The 18,910-nt window shown below is 44.5% G+C and carries 22 protein-coding genes and 1 pseudogene; 12 read left to right on the forward strand and 11 right to left on the reverse strand.

Annotated features, from left to right (window positions below; translation table 11 throughout):
• The first annotated feature begins 191 nt into the window (after positions 1-191).
• Positions 192-809 carry a hypothetical protein gene (locus ABU165_RS13345; protein ID WP_318060357.1) on the forward strand — a complete coding sequence of 206 codons (618 nt, stop codon included), beginning with the start codon at positions 192-194 and terminating at the stop codon, positions 807-809.
• A gap of 42 nt (positions 810-851) precedes the next feature.
• Here the strand turns inward: ABU165_RS13345 and ABU165_RS13350 are convergent, their stop codons facing one another.
• Positions 852-1,226: a nucleotide excision repair endonuclease gene (locus tag ABU165_RS13350; RefSeq protein WP_009793222.1), complete on the reverse strand. Its 375-nt coding sequence runs from the start codon at positions 1,224-1,226 to the stop codon at positions 852-854.
• Between the two features lie 187 nt (positions 1,227-1,413).
• Between ABU165_RS13350 and ABU165_RS13355 the strand changes: the two genes are divergently transcribed.
• Both ABU165_RS13355 and ABU165_RS13360 read left to right on the forward strand, forming a co-directional pair.
• Positions 1,414-1,947: an RNA polymerase sigma factor gene (locus tag ABU165_RS13355; protein ID WP_318060356.1), complete on the forward strand. Its 534-nt coding sequence runs from the start codon at positions 1,414-1,416 to the stop codon at positions 1,945-1,947.
• The gene (locus ABU165_RS13360; protein ID WP_318060355.1) at positions 1,931-2,842 is read left to right on the forward strand and encodes a hypothetical protein; all 912 of its coding nucleotides are present in this window, start codon (positions 1,931-1,933) and stop codon (positions 2,840-2,842) included. The genes ABU165_RS13355 and ABU165_RS13360 overlap by 17 nt, the downstream gene beginning before the upstream one ends.
• 409 nt (positions 2,843-3,251) lie before the next feature.
• Here the strand turns inward: ABU165_RS13360 and ABU165_RS13365 are convergent, their stop codons facing one another.
• Both ABU165_RS13365 and ABU165_RS13370 read right to left on the reverse strand, forming a co-directional pair.
• Positions 3,252-3,743, reverse strand: coding sequence for a GNAT family N-acetyltransferase (locus tag ABU165_RS13365; RefSeq protein WP_009793226.1), 492 nt, complete (start codon positions 3,741-3,743; stop codon positions 3,252-3,254).
• A 155-nt stretch (positions 3,744-3,898) separates the two neighbouring features.
• A pseudogene (locus tag ABU165_RS13370) lies at positions 3,899-4,072 on the reverse strand (YozQ family protein); the annotation flags it as partial.
• A gap of 112 nt (positions 4,073-4,184) precedes the next feature.
• Between ABU165_RS13370 and ABU165_RS13375 the strand changes: the two are divergent.
• Positions 4,185-4,325 carry a hypothetical protein gene (locus tag ABU165_RS13375; protein ID WP_022544018.1) on the forward strand — a complete coding sequence of 47 codons (141 nt, stop codon included), beginning with the start codon at positions 4,185-4,187 and terminating at the stop codon, positions 4,323-4,325.
• Positions 4,326-4,826: 501 nt separating this feature from the next.
• On the opposite strand, the gene ABU165_RS13380 is transcribed toward ABU165_RS13375, so the two are convergent.
• The 4 genes from ABU165_RS13380 to ABU165_RS13395 form a co-directional block, all read right to left on the reverse strand.
• Positions 4,827-4,937: a hypothetical protein gene (locus ABU165_RS13380; RefSeq protein ID WP_022544017.1), complete on the reverse strand. Its 111-nt coding sequence runs from the start codon at positions 4,935-4,937 to the stop codon at positions 4,827-4,829.
• A gap of 57 nt (positions 4,938-4,994) precedes the next feature.
• The gene (locus ABU165_RS13385) at positions 4,995-5,879 is read right to left on the reverse strand and encodes a PIG-L deacetylase family protein (protein ID WP_318060354.1); all 885 of its coding nucleotides are present in this window, start codon (positions 5,877-5,879) and stop codon (positions 4,995-4,997) included.
• A 149-nt stretch (positions 5,880-6,028) separates the two neighbouring features.
• Complete coding sequence (locus ABU165_RS13390) at positions 6,029-6,208, reverse strand: DUF8096 family protein (protein ID WP_094767750.1); 180 nt, start codon at positions 6,206-6,208, stop codon at positions 6,029-6,031.
• Between the two features lie 122 nt (positions 6,209-6,330).
• Entirely contained in the window at positions 6,331-6,705 is a 375-nt protein-coding gene (locus ABU165_RS13395) for a hypothetical protein (RefSeq protein WP_101548274.1), read from the reverse strand.
• Positions 6,706-6,851: 146 nt separating this feature from the next.
• Between ABU165_RS13395 and ABU165_RS13400 the strand changes: the two genes are divergently transcribed.
• On the forward strand, positions 6,852-7,667 hold the full coding sequence (locus tag ABU165_RS13400; RefSeq protein ID WP_094767748.1) for a metallophosphoesterase: 816 nt from the start codon (positions 6,852-6,854) through the stop codon (positions 7,665-7,667).
• Positions 7,668-8,386: 719 nt separating this feature from the next.
• Here the strand turns inward: ABU165_RS13400 and ABU165_RS13405 are convergent.
• Positions 8,387-9,202, reverse strand: coding sequence for a helix-turn-helix domain-containing protein (locus ABU165_RS13405; RefSeq protein ID WP_022544016.1), 816 nt, complete (start codon positions 9,200-9,202; stop codon positions 8,387-8,389).
• A gap of 135 nt (positions 9,203-9,337) precedes the next feature.
• Between ABU165_RS13405 and ABU165_RS13410 the strand changes: the two genes are divergently transcribed.
• From ABU165_RS13410 to ABU165_RS13425, 4 genes are all read left to right on the forward strand, one after another.
• A complete protein-coding gene (locus ABU165_RS13410) occupies positions 9,338-10,105 on the forward strand; it encodes a sugar phosphate isomerase/epimerase family protein (protein ID WP_318060353.1) in 768 nt (255 codons plus the stop codon).
• A gap of 5 nt (positions 10,106-10,110) precedes the next feature.
• Positions 10,111-11,154, forward strand: a complete 1,044-nt coding sequence (locus ABU165_RS13415) for a Gfo/Idh/MocA family protein (protein ID WP_022544015.1) — start codon at positions 10,111-10,113, stop codon at positions 11,152-11,154.
• Positions 11,151-12,119 carry a sugar phosphate isomerase/epimerase family protein gene (locus ABU165_RS13420; RefSeq protein WP_129612608.1) on the forward strand — a complete coding sequence of 323 codons (969 nt, stop codon included), beginning with the start codon at positions 11,151-11,153 and terminating at the stop codon, positions 12,117-12,119. Before ABU165_RS13415 ends, ABU165_RS13420 begins: the two co-directional genes overlap by 4 nt.
• Positions 12,120-12,561: 442 nt before the next feature.
• Complete coding sequence (locus ABU165_RS13425; RefSeq protein WP_318060352.1) at positions 12,562-12,795, forward strand: hypothetical protein; 234 nt, start codon at positions 12,562-12,564, stop codon at positions 12,793-12,795.
• A gap of 23 nt (positions 12,796-12,818) precedes the next feature.
• Here the strand turns inward: ABU165_RS13425 and ABU165_RS13430 are convergent, their stop codons facing one another.
• A complete protein-coding gene (locus ABU165_RS13430; RefSeq protein ID WP_224950839.1) occupies positions 12,819-12,995 on the reverse strand; it encodes a hypothetical protein in 177 nt (58 codons plus the stop codon).
• On the opposite strand from ABU165_RS13430, the gene ABU165_RS13435 reads away from it, so the two are divergent.
• Both ABU165_RS13435 and ABU165_RS13440 read left to right on the forward strand, forming a co-directional pair.
• Entirely contained in the window at positions 12,975-13,214 is a 240-nt protein-coding gene (locus ABU165_RS13435) for a BlaI/MecI/CopY family transcriptional regulator (protein WP_224950833.1), read from the forward strand. The genes ABU165_RS13430 and ABU165_RS13435 overlap by 21 nt on opposite strands.
• A gap of 467 nt (positions 13,215-13,681) precedes the next feature.
• On the forward strand, positions 13,682-14,587 hold the full coding sequence (locus ABU165_RS13440) for an ROK family protein (RefSeq protein WP_318060351.1): 906 nt from the start codon (positions 13,682-13,684) through the stop codon (positions 14,585-14,587).
• 500 nt (positions 14,588-15,087) lie between these two features.
• Here ABU165_RS13440 and ABU165_RS13445 read toward each other — a convergent pair whose 3' ends face one another.
• On the reverse strand, positions 15,088-15,303 hold the full coding sequence (locus ABU165_RS13445; RefSeq protein ID WP_022544013.1) for a hypothetical protein: 216 nt from the start codon (positions 15,301-15,303) through the stop codon (positions 15,088-15,090).
• Positions 15,304-15,460: 157 nt separating this feature from the next.
• Positions 15,461-17,161: a transglutaminase domain-containing protein gene (locus tag ABU165_RS13450; protein WP_224950690.1), complete on the reverse strand. Its 1,701-nt coding sequence runs from the start codon at positions 17,159-17,161 to the stop codon at positions 15,461-15,463.
• A 231-nt stretch (positions 17,162-17,392) separates the two neighbouring features.
• Here ABU165_RS13450 and ABU165_RS13455 point away from each other — a divergent pair, with 231 nt between their 5' ends.
• Positions 17,393-18,859: an aldehyde dehydrogenase family protein gene (locus ABU165_RS13455; RefSeq protein ID WP_224950689.1), complete on the forward strand. Its 1,467-nt coding sequence runs from the start codon at positions 17,393-17,395 to the stop codon at positions 18,857-18,859.
• Positions 18,860-18,910: the final 51 nt, after the last annotated feature.

The following is an 18,910-nucleotide window of genomic DNA, read 5'->3' on the forward strand; positions in this document are numbered from 1 at the left end:
AGTAAGTCAGCAGGCAGCGCCGCAATTTTCATCCGGCTCGTCAGTGTGACATGGAGTGATTCCTTGTGCAGCCGCACTCAGCTGCTGATTGCTTCTGCGGGATGGTCTTGGCAAGCGCTTGAAGAAAATTGACCGTTTCGGATTCTCTCAGGTAAAATTTAGCTATTCTTACAGAAATTGAGGGGATCTTATTGAAGCATATGAAACTGGTATTAGTATTGACTGGCCTGATCATGATGAGCGCTGCCTGTTCCGGAGCAGCGGAAAGCGAGCCAGCTTCAGATAAAATGACAGCAGCTCCTGTAAAAAATGCAATAGAGGAAGTGGATGCTGCAGGGGAGGAAAAGGATGCTGAAGAGGCGGCAGAGAAGGAAAGCTTTATCGCCAACGGAAAGGAATGGCAGCTCGGATTTACCGATTCTCAAAACGGGCTGCTCAAAGAATATGTCCTTGCGGGAGAAACGGTCGACAACTGGTCTGAGCTGATCACAGTCCAGCGCTTCAGCAATCCGAATGGGGCTCGTGTACAGGATTATGCTGCTCAATTTAAAGCTGCTCTTGAGAAGTCTGTAGCCGGAAATCTCCGTTTTCAGATCTTAACGGAAGATGCTAAGAATCTGTTTTACGAATTCGAGGTGACAGACGATGCAGTCCATCCTGACCAGTATGAAACAGGCAGGATTGAAAGCGAGGGAGGGGAAATTTGGTTCCTGCACTATGCCATTAAGGTCCCTGAAATAGATAAGAGTGAAAAAGACGCCTGGCTGAATATTATGTCAACAGATGATCTGAAGAACTGGGGAAAATAAGAAAAAAACGAAGCAGCGATGCTTCGTTTTTTCGTTCATAGGTTATTTATAAAAAACCTTATCTGTATTATATTTGGCCTGGAGAGTATTGATGATATAGGTCTCATAAATTTCTCTCTCCATTGGGTCTTCTACATAAATCAAGGCAATTTTGTATACATCATGGCGGACATCCTTGATCGGTGAAACAGTGTCTTCAAAATGCTTCTTCACACGCTGCCTCAGTTTACGGGCTTTTCCTACAAACATCAGGTCCTCATTTGAATCAAGGAACAGGATCAATCCTCCTTTATCACGGGGGATTCGGTGGTAATCCGTAAAGCCGTAAAGATTGCTCAGTACGGAGGAGGTCTGTTCATCGGCATGCTTGTTTTTAGTCAGAGTCAAATCCGGATTTGGAATTTCAATTTTTATCATCTTCAGTCACTTCCTTTTCTTTAACTTGTAAATGGTATCATACCGGAAGCCTGATATCCACTATATCCTGATTATTTTACCCTTATATCAAGGATAAAAAAGGTTTTTCAATTTTTCTCTTCTTAAAGTGTCACAGTTTTGTCTTAAAGGCGACTAAGTATATAGAATATGAAAAGCAGGTGAGTGTGTGGGGAATCACAAGGAAAGGCTGATCCTTGAATGGTATGAGCAATACGGCACAGAACTGTTCCGGTTTGTTTGGATTATGCTCGGAACAAAAGAGGGATGTGATGATATTGTACACGATACTTTTCTGAAAGCCTGGTCGGCCATAGATAGATTCGAGGAGAAATCGTCTGTGAAAACCTGGCTGTTTGCCATCGCCAAGCATAAGGTGCTCGATGAAATCCGCCGGCAGAAAAGGAGGAGGATTTTTCTCAGGAGATTAGCGGAAAGCTATATTCCATCTGGTTTGGATGTACAGAAGATTGTGGAGCTGAAGGAGGAAGCAAAAGAACTGATGAAACAGATCCAGGAGCTGAAGCCCGACTACAGGATTGTCATTATTTTAAGCAAGGTAGAGGAATGTACTTCGAAGGAAATCGCTGAAATCCTGGGCTGGTCGGAAGCGAAGGTACGCAAAACTCTTTCGCGCGCCATACAAATGCTGAGGAAGGAAAAGCTGATGAAAGGAGGCGATGGAATTGAAAGGTCAATATGATGATCACGAGTGGAATGCTCTTCGTGAGCTTGTGCCTGGCAGAGATGAAAGCGAGCAATTGAAAAGGAGAATCATGCATTCTGCAAGGAAGGGCAGTCACATAGGGCCAAATTTTTTCAAGGCAGGCTCAATTACGGCGGCATGCCTGCTTTTCATTGTTTGCGGAGCTCTGCTTTTGCTTTCCCTGCAGGAGTCAAAACTGCCAAAAGATGCTTCTTTTATTATGCTGGGTGGCCACCCCTATACTTGGGACGTGCCGGGGATTAAAGTGAAAACATCGCAAGGTGAAGTTGAGTTTTTAAGGGGAGCGGAGGGGACGGAAACCAAGGCGGGCTTTGGCAAAAACATATCAGACCAGGACATGGACAGCATCGTATCTTCCCGCCCAATGTACGTCAGGCAAGAACTGGAGCATTTCCCTTATAAAACTATAATGTACATTGAGCATGTCAAGATGATGGATACGGCTCTCCGCTATCATTTTTTCATCCAGCCCGATGGCGAAGACTGGGTTTACTTCTCCTTTGATTATCCTAAATTTGAGTATGCAGAAATATTTCATGCTATTGCCAGCTTGCGGTTCAAAGACGTCGACCCTTACATTCATCCGGAGCCCCTTTATGTCACCCATGGATATGGAGAGATATTGTATCCGGTTGGCCTGACGCCGGTCACTGTCAGCTCCGGGTATGAAGAATACCGGTGGGAGGAGGCTTCGAGCCGCAACCTTTCGGATTATTTAAAAGCTTTAGAGAACAGCCCGGCAGGATGGGAGAAACAGGAATCAGTCGGCAGTTCCGCTAATTATATATCCCATTCCGGACTTGTGGAAGTAGCCATCCGCCTGGAAGGCAATATACTCACATACACGATTCACTATAGCAAACAGGAATAATTGCAGGCTGTTCAGTCACAGCATTTTTTATCAATTATAATGAAAGCCCCGGCATGACTGGTGTTGGGGCTTTTTGTAGGTGGTCTATAACTGGTATAGGTGCCTGTCACCTAAAAAATGACATATTTTGTTGTTTTCATTTTTGTAAAAAGGGTAAAGAGTAGTAAATAATTCAAATTGTAAGAGGGCGATTATGAACAGCATAGAATACTACATTTTTTTAGAGGAAATCCAACGGATGAAAAAAGAATATAACAGATGTAAAGACAAAGCCTTAAAGTCAGAAATTGTTAAGGATATCGAGCTATTGCAGACTGCGATCAACTGCGTAAGATAAAATGAAATCGTCTAAACCATGAGTTAGGCGATTTTTTGTTTTTTTATAAAGCCGGCATTCTGCCGGCCTTTGTCATTTATTGAAGAAATACTGATAAAAAAGGACATCCTGCCATTCCCCGAATTTAAAGCCGACTTCCTTAAATATGCCGATATAGTGAAATCCGAGCCTTTCGTGGAGCCTGACGCTTGCCTCATTTCCGGCAGTGAGGCCGCTGATGATGGTATGGTAGTCCAGGCTGGCTGCGCGGGAGAGCATATCCTCTACCAGACCCTTCCCGATCCCTTTCCCTCTGAAGCGGGATGATATGTATACAGAAAGCTCTGCTGTTTTCTCATAGGCCTGTTTATCGCGGAATGGTCCAATGGAGCAGTAGCCTGCAATTTGGCCATCTTCCTCTGCAACCGTCAGGGGATATCTGCCGCCGTATTTTTCGAACCAGGCCGTCCGATGTTCCAGGCTTTGTTCTTCGAGGTCAAAAGTTGCTGTCAGTGTGCGGATTGCTTCATTATAAATATCAAGAATGTCCGGCAAATCTTCTTTTACTGCTTCACGGATTATCATTTCATTATCCCTCCTGGTACTTATTTTAAAAGAGCAGAAGAAGGAGGGGAAGTTAATTGTCTTATTTCCTGACGACGAAAGGTCTCGGAATTATCAGCTTTAGAAAGCCGGTATTACGGAATAAAGCTGCTTGCGCAGGCAAGCAGCTTCATTGCCTATTCCTTCAGCTGATCCACAGTTCCCTCATTATAATCATCCCCGACTTGTTCATGGGTTTCAGCGAGACCCTGCTCCAGCTGGGAGTTCCCTTCATAATCGGATGCATTGAAGTATCTGGCGGCAATCTGTGTTGTATCAGGTTGGTTTTTCTTATTATTTTTCAATCGTTCCGCCTCCTTTCATCCATAGTATAAGTAAATTCAAGACAGATTATTTGGCTAGCGGGAATGTACATAATTGGAATCAGGAAAGGGGGAAATTACAGTGGAGGAGGTGAGCCTCATGGCTAAAAATCAAAAGGGTGAAGACCGTACAAACGATCTTGGAAGATTTGCCGGAATATCCAAGGAATATGACTTTGAAACAGGAGCGCTTGATACAGCGGTACCGCAAAGTCAAAGGAAGAGTGATCAGAAGAAATAGCACTATACAGGGTATTTCTTTAAGATAGAAAGCGGACTGGGAACTTTTTCAGAAATAGCGCTTCGAGCAGAGCTGGCTGGGACCGCTATTTTTGGTTTTTGCTGAAATAGTGGTTGCAGCGAGGCTGGCTAGGACCACTATTTTTGATCTTAGGTGAGATAGTGGTTCAAGCGGTGCTGGCTAAGACCACTATTTTTGGTTTTTGCTGAAATAGTGGTTGCAGCGAGGCTGGCTAGGACCGCTATTTTTGATCTTAGGTGAGATAGTGGTTCCAGCGGTGCTGGCTAGGACCACTATTTGGGATCTCTTAGGTGAAATAGTGGTTGCAGCGAGGCTGGCTAGGACCGCTATTTTTGATCTTGGGTGAAATAGTGGTTCCAGCGGTGCTGGCTAGGACCGCTATTTGCTGAAATAGTGGTTCCAGCAGAGCCTGCTGGAACCACTATTACGAATCATAGCTGAGCTTTATTTCCTGCCATTCTATTGAACCTATAACTTAAATCATTTCCGCCCCTGATTCTTTTTGGCGTCGTTCTTCTGGAAAGCAGACTCCGTTTCATGGTCTTTTTGGATTTGTTCAATGCTTGAATTTTGGATGCCCTTTTTTGCCACTGCTATCACCGCCTCTCGATATTGATCCTTATATAGGTTGGCATTTCACTATGATTTTCATTCCCGATCAGCTGATTCAGCCAGGTGAAAATACTCCCGGTCAAAAATGCGGTAATAGATGGATGCAGGAATTTTATCATAATACGGCTGCACACTTGAAATCACTTCTTTTTGGGTCCGGTGGGCGAGGAGGACTTTTTTTCGTGAAGCAGCTTCAGTTGCCATCGGGAAAGCGATATCGGGCTCTGGAAGACCCTTGCTGGTATCCTTGGGATACTTCTCCTTGAAAGTTGGAGAGAGCTTAAGGGCCACTTCAATCATCGGCTTCGGCAGAGTAACCATATAATGCCTTTTAACAGAAGAATTCCCCTTGGAAAGCTCTTCCTTTGCCACTTCCCGCACCAGCTGGCCTGTAACCACATGGTCTGGATGGCCGTATAAGCCAATTTCATCATCATAAGAAATCAATGCTGTCGGCTTAATATCTGTAATCAAGTCTCTGATAACCTGTTTAATCTCCTCACCATTCACTTCTTCTAAGCCTCCATCTGGAAAGTCAAAAATCTCCAGACGGTCCACGCCAATAATTTCAGCAGATTTCTTCACTTCCTTTGTGCGTTCAGCCCCAAGCTTATCCCTTGGGACAACCCCTCCGTCAGGACCTGCTTCGCCCCTGGTGAATACCGCGAGTGCAGTAAATGCATCCTTCTGTTTCCCCAGCTTAGAAAAGGTTCCGCTGACCATAATTTCATCGTCAGGGTGTGCAAACAGAGCAAGCACTCTTTTCGGCTCATTCTCCGGGAAAAGCTCCTGTGACACAGTCACTTCGCCGTCATTGACATAATAGTTGGCATAAATGATGGCAGAAACAGAGCCGACCAGTAGAAAGATGAAGAGGATCCCCAACAAAACCACCAGCCTTTTTAGTGTTTTTATTTTCATATCAGACGTTCACTCCTTAAAGGTTGTGCTAGTCCAGTATATGAGTCGGGGATCAAAGAGATGTAAACAATAATAAACAGGTAAATAGAGCGTTTTTTCTTTCATCGAAAAATAAAAGAGACGCAAAATTTGCGCCTCCTACAACAGCTTTATATACTTTTCTTCATTCCGCATTTCCGGCATTCACGGAGAAAAATAAAATCCTTCACCGAGCTTTTGAACAAGGTATTATCGCAATTATCGCATCGCCCGCTTTTTTCGTCAGGATAATCCTTGTAGTCATACACAATACTTGTGTCAAATCCTTTTAGTTCGTTTGTTTCCGTCATGTAATTCACCCGCAAGTTAATTTTTATCTTTTTATCTTAGCAAACTTGGTGCTTTTTCGGTAGGGGAATATAAGGATGGCTGTTTAGGACAAGACCGAGTATAACTAATGAGCAAGGCCTTTTTAAGCTTCCCTAACACCCATCCGTTCTCGCTTAATCCCATACCAAACCAAAAAAGATCCCCCAATAACAAACAGCGGTTCCAGCCAGTTGGCTTCAGGCCCGTTGGTGATCCGGTGGAGCTGGAAGATCCAGTGGAATACGGCGATGTCGAAGCTCAGGAACAAACCTGTTGCCGCTGTGAATCCATTGAAAAAGGCAGCAGTAAACAGGCGGTGGAAGATGAGCATCAGTATGCCCAGTACACAGACGCCAAAAAATACAGCCCCAATCCGTTCCATGCTGGTTTCGGCCTTTAGGCCATAAGCAAAGGCGTCAATCAGATGGAACAGGTTATCAGCAGCGATGATTCCAATTATAATGCCAAGCAATCTCATAGAAACACTCCTTCTCATTTACCAGAAAGTATATTGTACTATCTTTTTTGTAAAAGAGTCATAGTTTTTTTGAAGACTTCCTTCAACTCCCACTAGGACTTAGGGAATGAGACACTTATACTGGTTAAGTAGGAGGAGATGTGCGAATGTCATTATATTTTTTCTTGATTATTTCTGTCTACCTTGTCTATTCACTGTTTAAAGCAAATAAAAATACAAGTAAAATAGCTGTCAGGACAGTATCAGTCGAACGGCCAGATATTGTGCTTGCCGGCAATAAGATAAAGATTCTTCATTTGTCTGATCTGCATTTGGAGAATATCTCAATCAGCCCAAAGGAACTTTATGAGAGAATAGCCGGAAAGGATATCGACCTTATTGCCCTGACGGGGGATTTCATGGACCGAAAAAGGAGTTTGCCGAAACTGGCCCCTTACCTGCAAATGCTTAATAAACTCGAACCGCGATATGGCATGTACGCTGTTTTTGGCAATCATGATTATGTCCTGAAGGGAAAGAATTTTGCAGCCTTAAAAAAGATCCTTGAGGAAAACGGGTGCAGGACACTGCAGAATGAGCATTCGGTCATTGATATTAATGGAGAAAAGTTAAATATAATTGGAATTGATAATTACAGTACCAAGCATCATGATGTGGCTAAATCATATTTAGGAGTGTCTGATGGGTATAATCTGGTGCTTACGCATGATCCAAATGTTGTCCTTGAGATGAAGGACTATAAATATGATTATCTTTTATCCGGCCACTTCCACGGCGGCCAGATTCACTGGCCCAAACCGTATCACCTGGCTAAGATGGGAAAGCTGGTGCGCATGAATATGGTCAAAGGCTTGCACTATCATAACGGCATGCCTTTCTATATCAGCGAGGGGCTGGGGCAGACAGGGGTTAATATCCGCATCGGCAGCCGGCCTGAAATTACTTTTCATGAGATTGCATAATTTGTAGAAGGGCGCATGAAGAGCATGCGCCTTTTTGGTGTGTCGAGGGATAGTAAATTTGTCTTTCTGAGGAAATGATAAACTTTTGGACCACCTGTTCAGGTGTGTGCTTTATATTGCGGCATGAGTCACTTTAAGTCGGGAATTTTAGGTGCAGAGTGCTTCATATCAGTCACATGAGTCACTCTAAGTCTGGATGTATAGTGCAGAGTGCTTCATATCAGCGGCATGAGTCACTCTAATCTGGAAGTATAGTGGTAGAGTGCTTCATATCAGCGGCATGAGTCACTCTAAGTCTTGATGTATAGTGCAGAGTGCTTCATATCAGCGGCATGAGTCACTGTAAGTCTGGAAGTATAGGTGCAGAGTGCTTCATATCAGCGGCATGAGTCACTGTAAGTCTGGAAGTATAGGTGCAGAGTGCTTCATATCAGTCACATGAGTCACTCTAAGTCTGGATGTATAGTGCAGAGTGCTTCATATCAGCGGCATGAGTCACTCTAATCTGGAAGTATAGTGCAGAGTGCTTCATATCAGTGCATGAGTCACTGTAAGTTTGGAAGTATAGGTGCAGAGTGCTTCATATCAGTCACATGAGTCACTCTAAGTCTGGAATTATAGGTGCAGAGTTCTTCATATCAGCGACAAGAGGCACTCTACACCACTAGAGCCCCTGCTGAGTGCCTCATACCACCAACAATACCTCCCATCCAGAACCCTCAGCTCTTCACGCTCCCCATCCCTCCATATTCCATCCGCCGGTAAACCCCCGGTGCCCTGCCATGCATTTTGCTGAACACCCGGTGAAAATAGGGGTAGGTGCCAAACCCGCACTCTTCCGCAATCTGCTCCAGTGTCATGGTGGTATATTTCATCCTTTCCTCAGCAGCCGCGAGCCTGATTTCCATTGCATATTCCATGATCGTTTTCCCTGTGCTTTCCTTGAAGAGATGCACAGCACGCGAAACGCTCAATCCGGCATGGGCAGCTGCTTCTTCTACTTTAAAAGATGAAAGCGCATGCTCCTCAATGAACCTGAGCATCCTTGTGACTGCATATGGCCTGTGGGCAGAAAGAGACGATTCCTTCAGTGATCTTTCAAGCAAGATGCAGAGTGAGCGGAGAAGGTAGTCGGACAGTTCATTAAACTCTTCCTTCGAAGGCCGCCTTAATTCAATGATCAGATGTCTCCAGAGGGAAAGCAGCCGCTCATCTGCATCAATCCGTGCCACATCCGGTTTATTAGATCTCTTCCACCAATCTTCAATCCATTTACCCTCACAGATAAGATGATAGTCGCCGCTCAAAATAGCCTTATCAGGAAGAAGACTGTCGACCATCAGTTCATAATGATCCCCAGGCTTGATGAGAAGCAAGTCGCCTTTTTCCAATTTCCTGCGATTGCCTCTGACGATCGCTTCGCATGCTCCTTCTGTCTGCAGACGGATCAGGTAGGAAGGGTAGCCGGACTTGTGATGAGAATAAAAGGGCTGTGTATGGTATGAATAGCCGCAAAATAATGTATCCGTTTTCAAAAAATGACCCCCGTCACTCAAAATAGCAAAATAGTGCATGTTTTAATCATATCATGAATGTTCAAATATTTGATGGTCACTTATGATGGAATCAAATAGTTTAGTTTAAAAATTTGAGGAAGCGAGGGGATCAAGATGTCGGGAATACCAATTGCAGTACAGCTCTATACACTCCGTGAAGAAACGGAGAAAGATTTTGCGGGAACCCTGAAGAAAGTGGCAGAACTCGGTTTTGACGGGGTGGAATTTGCAGGTTTTGGAGGACTGAGTGCAGAAAAAGTGAAGGAATTGACTGACGATCTTAATCTTGCGCCGGTATCAGCCCACATCCCGCTGGCCGATCTTAAGGACAACCTGGACAACGTGATTTCTGATCTTAAAACGGTTGGGATTCAATATGCAGTTTGTCCATTTCTGATGCCCGATCAGCGGACAGAGGAAAACTATCAATCACTCATTCCCCTGCTGAACGAAGCAGGCCGGAAGCTGAAGGATGCAGGAATCACCTTATGCTACCATAACCATGATTTCGAGCTTGAAAGATTGAGTGACGGGAGGATGGCGCTTGAGGCCATTTTTGATGACAGCGACCCTGGCCTTCTGCAGACAGAATTGGACGTCTACTGGCTGGCAAAAGCAAAGGAAGATCCAGCAGCCTGGATCAAAAGGTATAAAGGCAGGTCACCGCTTGTGCATCTGAAGGATATGACAAAAGATGAAGAACAGTTCTTCGCGGAGCTTGGGACGGGAAGCATCGACCTGGAGGAAATCCTCAGTCTTGGGGATGAAGCAGGAGTAAAGTGGTGGGTAGTAGAACAGGATGCAACCCGCTTAACTCCATTTGAAAGCATTGAAATCAGCATTAATTACCTAAAAAAACAATTATCCATTAAAGGAGTTTGATCCTTATGACTACATTAAAAGCTGCTGTTATCGGCTGCGGAAGCATTGCCCAATATCGCCACCTGCCGGAATATGCCGCAAATCCATTGGTAGAAATCGCTGCTGTATGCGACAGCAACCTGGAAAGAGCAGAAGAGACAGCTGCAAAATATGGGGCCAGGGCATTCACCGATTATAAAGAAGCGATTGAAATGGAAGGAATCGATCTGGTCAGTGTTTGCCTGCCGAATTTCCTCCATGCAGAAGTTACGCTGGCAGCCCTGAATGCAGGCCGCCATGTATTGTGTGAAAAGCCTATGGCTGCATCAAGGGAAGAAGCAGAAGCAATGAATGAGGCTGCAAGGGCAAACGGAAAAAAACTCATGATTGCCCACAACCAGCGCTTCACTGCTGCGCATCAGAAAGCAAAGGAACTTATTGAGAGCGGCAAGCTGGGCAGGATTTTCAGCTTCAGAACAACTTTCGGGCATGCCGGCCCAGAAGGATGGAGTGCGGATGGCGCTGACAGCTGGTTCTTTAATAAAAAAGAAGCTTTTATCGGTGCCATGGGCGATCTTGGCGTACATAAAGCCGATTTATTGCGCTATCTGCTCGGGGAGTTCACAGAAGTCGGTGCGCTGATTGCGACTAACGCGAAGGAAAATACAGAAGTGGACGATAATGCGGTCTGTGTTCTCCGATCAGAGTCAGGAGCAGTCGGCACACTGGCAGCAAGCTGGTCATATATGGGCGGAAGCGACAACTCCACTGTCATCTACGGGGAAAAAGGGACCCTCCATCTTGAAGCAGATCCGGAATACTCCCTGATAGAGGTTTACCGTGACGGCAGTTCGGTTCAGCATAAGCTGGACAAAATCCAGACAAATGAGGAAGGCGGACAGACAACTTCCCATGTGATCAATCATTTTGTTAAAAGTGTAGCAGAAGACAAGGAGCCGCTGATCAGCGGAGAAGAAGGTTTAAAGAGCCTTGAAATCATCCTTGCAGCAATCGAATCACAGAAAACTAAGCAGATTGTTCCTCTTAAGAAAGGGGTCCTGGCAGAATGAAGCTCGGTGTTTTTGCAGTCTTATTTTCACAAAAATCTTTCGAAGAAATGCTCGATCATGTAAAAGGAGCAGGTCTTGACGCTGTTGAAATCGGCACAGGCTGCTATCCTGGAAATGCACATTGCCCATTGGACGAATTGCTTGAGGATGAGGCAAAAAGAAAAGCTTACCTGGAAGCAGTAACATCAAGAGGGCTGACAATCAGCGCATTCAGCTGCCACGGGAATCCGATTTCCCCTGATAAAGCTTTTGCTGAAGAATCTGATGAGGTACTCCGTAAAACCATCAAGCTTGCTTCACTCCTCGGTGTACCAGTCGTCAATGCCTTTTCCGGCACAGCAGGCGACAGTGAAGAAGCAAAACAGCCAAACTGGCCAGTTGTACCTTGGCCGGCTGAATATGGGGATGTCCTGAAATGGCAATGGGAAAACAAGCTAATACCATATTGGAAGGAAATCGGCACTTTAGCAGAAGAGCATAATGTTAAAATTGGACTGGAGCTGCATGGCGGCTTCCTTGTCCACACACCTTACACCATGCTGAAGCTTCGCGAGGAAACAAGCCCGGCCATCGGGGCGAATCTTGATCCAAGCCACTTGTGGTGGCAGGGAATCGATCCGGTCGCAGCGATTAAGATTCTCGGGAAAGCCGGTGCCATTCATCATTTCCATGCCAAGGACACCTATATTGATCAGGATAATGTCAATATGTATGGACTGACAGACATGCAGCCATATGGGGAAGTTCAGACACGCGCCTGGACGTTCCGCAGCGTCGGATGCGGCCACAGCATCCAGGAATGGAGCGATATGATGAGCGCCCTGAGGCTGTATGGCTATGACTATGTTGTCAGCATCGAGCATGAAGATCCGCTGATGTCGATTGATGAAGGGTTTGCACGCGCAGTGAAGAACCTGAATGAAGTTCTGATCCGGGAAACACCTGGGGATATGTGGTGGGCGTAATGATGTTCAGTAGCAAGTAGCTAAGTTTATGAGCAGGGTATCCAGGATGGATGCCCCGCTTTTTTTGTTTTGTGCCTTCTCAAGATGAATTGGAGCCTATAATAAGTAGGTGAGGTTTTAACCCAAATCTCTCTTAAGGTTAGGAGATGTTAGATAAGAATTATTGTCGAATGGCATAAGTTGATTGACAATTGTTAGAAATCTAATACACTAAAATTAGTTTATCCAAGGGTTATCATCGAAATATTCTTTTATCATTGCTGCTCCACAATTCTGTTTGCCTGTTTCCAATCCTCTTTTTTTCACTACATTTACCACTCATTATTTTCCAAAGTCATTCAAAAATCGTCCTATTAAAACAAATGAATCAAGAATGGATATGATTCATTGGAAGCTATTAAAGCCTATGCTGTTCATTTTCTTATTGATAGGAGAGGGATATATGGGATTTGAAGAAGAATATCAGGCATTTTTACATTCACACTTACAGTCAAGAACCGGTGAGCGGCTGCGGCGCCTGGAAGAAGGTCACAAACATGCTGAAATGCTGTTTTTGAAGCAAGTGTGGTGGCCAGTATTTTACCAGTTTAATTATCTTCACCCTGAATATGAAATTGATAATTACAATGATGGGAAAAGGTTGCTTATATCCGCCCCGGCATCAAGGTTTGTTTAGAGGTCGACGGGTATGGCCCTCACCTAAAGAACATCAGCAGATGGCAATTTTCCGACAGCCTGGAACGTCAAAACCAGCTGGTGATTGATAGATGGACCGTCATCCGCTTTTCTTTTGATCAAGTAAAAGAGAATCCCCGCAGATGCCAACAGGTTGTTCAGCAAGTGATAGGCAGATGGATGGGTGATGAGCTGGACCAAACTTCTTTGTCCTTTCTTGAAAAGGAAGTGCTTCGGCTAGTAATTCGAAAAGGAGAAGACATATCTCCAAAAGAAGTGGAGAAGTATCTAAAACTAAGTGCCAAGACAGTAAAAAAGGTACTTTCCCAACTGGTCGAAAAAAAGATGCTGATCCCCGCATCTGGCACTCAGAGGATTCGATCTTATCGGGTAGGGTATCAGGTCAAGAACCCAGTCTAATTAATAGACGGAAGAATTCCTCTTAAATAGAAATTTCTATAAAAAACAGCTCAAAAATAGACGGAGAAATTCCGCTTATTGGCTCCAAAAACGTAATAATGTGGTATTTTATTTTGCATAACCGGAAAATCTCCGCTTATTTTTTTCTATTTGATAGGTAAGAGAATTGAGGACCCATTTGTAATGCTGTTCTAAAAATTAAGAGTCAATCTTTCTGCTTCCACTAAAGTTGCAGTATTAGTGCAATCCATATTATATTTGCACCTGGATACTGTGAATGAGAAAATTAGTTTCAGATTGACAGGAGCAAAGAAAAATAGAAGATTGGTGGACATCAAAGGATATATACTCAAATGGAGTTTCGTTCCTGCCTGTCAGCATGGAATCAGGTCTTAACTGTTTTTATTGAACGATTCCTCAAAAATAAATAATAAACATAGAGTTGCTGGGTAAGGAGCTATGTCTAAATGAATGAATACGTAATTGGTGTAGATATAGGCGCTACAAATATTCGAGTTGGACTTATCGGAAAAGAGCTGTCGGTGATCCGTATGGAGACGGCAGTAACCAGGAGTTTTAAAACGGCAGATGACATGTTTAGTGAAATCTTCCGGATGGCTGAAAGGGTCGATCCTCAGAAAAATGCTAAGAAAATTGGAATTGCCCTGCCTGTCCCATGGAATGAACAGACACAAGTAATAAAAGATGCGGACAACATTCCTGTTCTTGACGGAATAAGAATTGAGTACATACAATCCTGCTTTCCTGGGCTTGAGGTTTACTTTGACAATGATGTCAACGCAGCAGGGTTGCTGGAAGCCGAACAGGGTGCTGCTGCAGGAAAAAGCTATTCTATCTACATGACAGTGAGCACTGGCATTGGGATGAGTGTTTACTATAACGGTCAAATGATCAGGGGGGACAATGGATATGCAGGCGAAGCGGGCAGAATGATCATCGGCCAGGCAAGCGAAGAAAAGGGGACCAAGGAAATGACACTGGAATCTCTTTGCAGCGGCAGGGCTCTTGATGCCAGGAGTAAGCTAATATATGGTGAAAGTGCGGACGCAGAATATCTGTTTGAAAAATTTAAAGATAAGGAAAAGATGGCTGTTAAAGTGATCTATGATTGGATTGAGCATTTTTCCAGTGCTGTCGCCTCCATCATTCAGCTCATGGACCCAGGAGCATTTGTCCTTGGCGGAGCTGTAATCTGCTGCAATCCCTGGCTGATAGATGAGATTAACCATAAAATGAAGGAAAAATTATATGCCAATCTAAGAGGCAAAATAAAGCTTGGCATCTGTGAGTTTGGGGGAGAAGCAGGGGTGATCGGTGCTGGCTATATGGCGTTAAACCAAGCAAAAGAATAAATTTGAATTCTGTCCTTCCTTTACCCGCTGTACAAAAAACTGATTCATAAGTCATGTCAACAAGACAGCTAAATGGATAACTGTCTTGTTTGTACAGCATTTTTAAGGTGGGCCAGCAGTTCAGCGGAAACAATACTTGGCTGATCAATCATTGAAATAATAGCTTGCAGTGGGTATCAGCCTGAAAACTGAATGTGGAGCATGCTGATGCTGAAGCAGCCCCCAATAGGGAACCGGGTACCGGTCATGCTGCCCCAAACAAAAGGGTTGCCGGACATTCTATTTTAGGAAAATAGGGAACCAGATCCTCAGTTTGGTGATAGTTTAATGCAAAAGAAGCCTGCTGCAGCTCTTCAGGACCTGTTTGAGTAGAAAGGCAAAGTGAATTTCCTGTTCAGCTCCGGCTTCAGCATAGATGGATAATAGACTCCTTCCCGCAGCATTCTTTCAATGAAAAGAGGGGAAGGAACAAATTCCTCTGCAACAGGATAACAGATGTGTTACTTTACCTCCAAAGGCCCCTCCAGCTTCATCTTCTCCAATTCAATCCTCATCTTCTGCGTTTCTATCAAATAATTCTCATGTTTCAATTTTTCCAGTTCCAGCTCTTTTTCAATGATTTTTACTTTTGTTTTGGCAAGTGATTGATAATGGCTTGTGACGATGGCGACAAGCGGGATGGAAAAAATCATTACTACAGTGACCAAACCTGTCAATTGCAACTCCCCCTTTTTAAAGATTTGACATTTGGTTTTTCGGAATTTTCACTTCTGTCTAGTTTCATACTACCATATTATGGTCTTTCGCCCTATATGAAAATGACCCTTTTAAAAAGAAGAGACAGTACGCCAAGGTTCTGTCTCTCCAAATATTTTAGTAGGTGACCCCTTTTCTTGTATGGGTCTTTTCAAATTCGGCCGGATTGGGCTCAAAGTATTGATCGGTATATTTGGCAACGAATTGATCGTCTTGAATATATCCGGCTCCCCAGGTCGGGTCCATGACGATCCAGCTGCCGTTCGCTTTTGCTTCGACCCAGGCATGGTTGGAAGGCCAGAAGCCGCCGCGCGCGGTACCCTCAATGATTCTTGCTTCAATCCCGCTGGCACGCAATAGTGCGGTGGAGAGGTAGGCATAATCCTGGCAGACGCCGGTTTTCGTTTTCAGCGTTTTCAGGGCGCTGTCATCCCAGCTGAATGTACTATTTTCATATTTGTCGACATCATAGGAAACATTTTTGGCGACATATTCATAGATGGCTTTGATTTTTTCCTTCTCAGTGCTTTTTCCCTCTGTCAGTTTGCCGGCAAGAGTCTTGATTTCTGGTGCTTCTGACTCGACGCCCCTTGATGGCAGAAGGTCGCGCTTATCTTCGCTTTCTGCTTCCACTTCAAAAGAAGCAAAGCCGTAATAGCGGAAACTGTCACTGTTTTCTTCCTTGATTTCCGGTACACTCAGCGTTACTTCATAAGTGCCCGGCCCGAAGCGGAGGTAGAAGGAGCCGTCGAATTCAAATTTTTCTACAGGAATGACATCAAGTGCTTCATCCTCGCCTTTTTTAGTAGAAACATAGATGTGCGTGGTTTCAGGTCCGAAATCAGCCTCAGGATCTATTTTTCCTTTTACCGTATATTCACCATTGGACTCTTCTCCTCCAAACTGCGGAGACTTCAGTGTGACACCACGTTCCCTGTAAGCTTCATAAAACTCGATCGGCTTCATGGTCCTGTCTGACTGATTGTCGATCAGAAGCGTTGTGGCAGTCTGGTAATAGTTCTCCCGTTCTTTGTCAGGCACAAGCACTTCCAGCTCGTGGAGACCTTTTCCGTATAGAAGGGGAACATCGTAGGTGAACTTGCCCTGTTCAACCGGCAGGACATGTGTCCAGGTATCAGCATCCTTATTCAGTTTAATCATGATTGTATCATTGTCGCTAAGCCTGCCGGCGCTTCCCTCAAGCTTAAAGATCTCATTATCCTCAACATAGCTGGACTTAAGATCCAGGCTGATTTCATCCTCCTGTCCGAAAGGGGTATATGTGACATCGCGGACGATCTGCGGATTCACATTATGGACCGTGAAAGATGCAGTATCATAATAATAGTTTTCCTGATCCATACTCGGAATCTGCACCTTTACCTGATACTCTCCCTCACCGTTGAAGAAGTGAAGCTCCTGCTTAAATTTTCCGTCCTCAATTTTTGTGTAATATTCGTGGTCAGTGCCTGCCGGACCCTCTTCAGCTGCATGGACTTTGATCCAGACAAAGTCAGATTTCAGGCTGGCTGATTTTTCGATCGTCCCCTCGATAACCGCCTTCTCATTGACGGTAAATTCCTTGTAAGCCGGTTCCTTCAGTTTCAGCCCAACCTCTTCGCTGTAGGAAGTCAATTCAATCGGCTCCAGCTCTGACTCCTTATTCTGATCCTTTGCGAGTTTTTCGTATTTATCTTCCTCCTGCTGGGCAGCCTGTGTTTTTTCTTTATCAGCTTCCGTAGGGCTGCAGGCAGAGATGATCAGAAAGCTGCTCAATATACTTGATAATAATAAATACCTTCGTTTGCGTCCCTTCATGCTTTCCTCCTCAGACATTTGTTTCGGTATAGCTTATTTACGGACGGTGTCCTCCTTAAGTTTCTGGGTATAAACTCCTGTTTTAAAAAGGTTAGCCAGCTAAGCACATAAGTTGTTATAGCAACTTTATATGTGTTAAGATTCTAGTGCTGCTGATGACGTGACCCTAAATGTTGCTATAGCAACCTAGGAATCTTCTTTGCAGTAAGTTTCAGGGAGAGGGAGAGATTTATGGTCAATTTTAAGGATTACACCAAACAATATATTAACGGTAAATGGCTGGAGGGAAGCGGCGCCAATACAATCGATGTATTGAATCCATATGACGATTCCAGGCTTTATACTGTAAAAACTGTAAATGAGGCTGACATTGATCAGGCTATGCTTACAGCTGAAAAAGCACAAAAGAAATGGGCAAAGACAACCCCCGGGGAACGCAAAGAAGTTTTAAGGAAAGTAATTGCCTATCTTGAAGAACATAAAGAAGAAATTATAGATATTTATACTTCAGAAACAGGCGGAACCATTCTTGCGGCCAATATTGCCCTGCAGATCACATTTGAGGAGCTGGAGGAAGCAATCAAATTTGCTGATGAAGTAAATGTCGTGAACCAGGTTCCGGCAACCATTGAAGGGAAGGAAAACCACGTGTACCGCGTGCCGGTGGGTGTCATCACCTCCATTTCGCCATTCAACTTCCCGCTTAACCTGTCAGTAAGGACCATAGCGCCAGCCATTGCCCTTGGTAATGCAGTTGTGCATAAGCCGGATGTGGCAACAGGCATCACTGGCGGCGTCATCCTGACAAAAGCTTTTGAAGAAGCCGGCCTGCCGGCAGGGGTCCTGAACCTTCTGCTCACAGATCCGAAAACAGATGGGACAGGCGACTATCTGCTTGAACACCCAATTCCACGCTTCATTTCATTCACTGGCTCAACCGCTGTCGGAAGACATGTCGGGGAAATTGCCGGAAGGAACCTGAAAAAAGTGGCATTGGAGCTTGGCGGAAACAATCCATTCATCGTCCTTTCAGATGCAGATGTTGACCGTGCTGTTGATGCTGCTATCTTCGGAAAATTCGTCCACCAGGGCCAGATCTGCATGATCACAAACAGGATCATTGTCCATAAGGATATTGCTGAAGAATTTACAAATAAATTCGTCGACAGAGCAAAAGCACTTCCTTATGGCAATCCAAAGGATCCTGCAACTGTCGTTGGACCGCTGATCAACGATAGGCAGCTGCAGAAGGCTCAGGCAGTCATCGAAGCCGCCATTGCAAACGGCGAGAAAATTGCGCTTGAAGGACAAAGAGTTGGCAACATCTTGACTCCGTACGTTTTCAAAGATGTGAAAAATGATTCTGCCCTTGCTCAGACTGAAGTCTTTTCGCCAATCGCAACCATCATTCCGGTTGAAAGTGATGAAGAAGCGATCAGGATTGCCTCTGAAACAGAGTATGGACTGTCATCATCCATCTTTACGCAGGATCTTGAAAAAGCGCAGCAATATGCACTGCAGATTGACAGCGGTGTGACTCATATCAACGATCAGACTGTTAATGCGCAGCCGGATATTCCATTCGGCGGCAATAAAGCTTCAGGCGTCGGCCGTTTCGGCAATCCTTGGCTCATTGAAGAATTTACAACAACCAAATGGGTATCTGTCCAAAAAACTTATCGTGAGTTCCCATTCTAATAAAAGACAGGAAAATATCCTATAATATAGGGAAAAGCTCCTCAGATCACT

The organism is Cytobacillus sp. T106, assembly GCF_040492155.1.
In the GTDB taxonomy this organism is placed as follows: domain Bacteria; phylum Bacillota; class Bacilli; order Bacillales; family Cytobacillaceae; genus Bacillus_AB; species Bacillus_AB infantis.

Coding starts and splice junctions, on each gene's coding strand:
- ABU165_RS13350 (WP_009793222.1), bottom strand. CDS start 1,226: ATGATAAAAATTGAAATTCCAAATCCGGATTTGACTCTGACTAAAAAC.
- ABU165_RS13365 (WP_009793226.1), bottom strand. CDS start 3,743: ATGATAATCCGTGAAGCAGTAAAAGAAGATTTGCCGGACATTCTTGAT.
- ABU165_RS13375 (WP_022544018.1), top strand. CDS start 4,185: ATGGCTAAAAATCAAAAGGGTGAAGACCGTACAAACGATCTTGGAAGA.
- ABU165_RS13385 (WP_318060354.1), bottom strand. CDS start 5,879: ATGAAAATAAAAACACTAAAAAGGCTGGTGGTTTTGTTGGGGATCCTC.
- ABU165_RS13390 (WP_094767750.1), bottom strand. CDS start 6,208: ATGACGGAAACAAACGAACTAAAAGGATTTGACACAAGTATTGTGTAT.
- ABU165_RS13395 (WP_101548274.1), bottom strand. CDS start 6,705: ATGAGATTGCTTGGCATTATAATTGGAATCATCGCTGCTGATAACCTG.
- ABU165_RS13400 (WP_094767748.1), top strand. CDS start 6,852: ATGTCATTATATTTTTTCTTGATTATTTCTGTCTACCTTGTCTATTCA.
- ABU165_RS13410 (WP_318060353.1), top strand. CDS start 9,338: ATGTCGGGAATACCAATTGCAGTACAGCTCTATACACTCCGTGAAGAA.
- ABU165_RS13415 (WP_022544015.1), top strand. CDS start 10,111: ATGACTACATTAAAAGCTGCTGTTATCGGCTGCGGAAGCATTGCCCAA.
- ABU165_RS13420 (WP_129612608.1), top strand. CDS start 11,151: ATGAAGCTCGGTGTTTTTGCAGTCTTATTTTCACAAAAATCTTTCGAA.
- ABU165_RS13425 (WP_318060352.1), top strand. CDS start 12,562: ATGGGATTTGAAGAAGAATATCAGGCATTTTTACATTCACACTTACAG.
- ABU165_RS13435 (WP_224950833.1), top strand. CDS start 12,975: ATGGGTGATGAGCTGGACCAAACTTCTTTGTCCTTTCTTGAAAAGGAA.
- ABU165_RS13440 (WP_318060351.1), top strand. CDS start 13,682: ATGAATGAATACGTAATTGGTGTAGATATAGGCGCTACAAATATTCGA.
- ABU165_RS13450 (WP_224950690.1), bottom strand. CDS start 17,161: ATGAAGGGACGCAAACGAAGGTATTTATTATTATCAAGTATATTGAGC.
- ABU165_RS13455 (WP_224950689.1), top strand. CDS start 17,393: ATGGTCAATTTTAAGGATTACACCAAACAATATATTAACGGTAAATGG.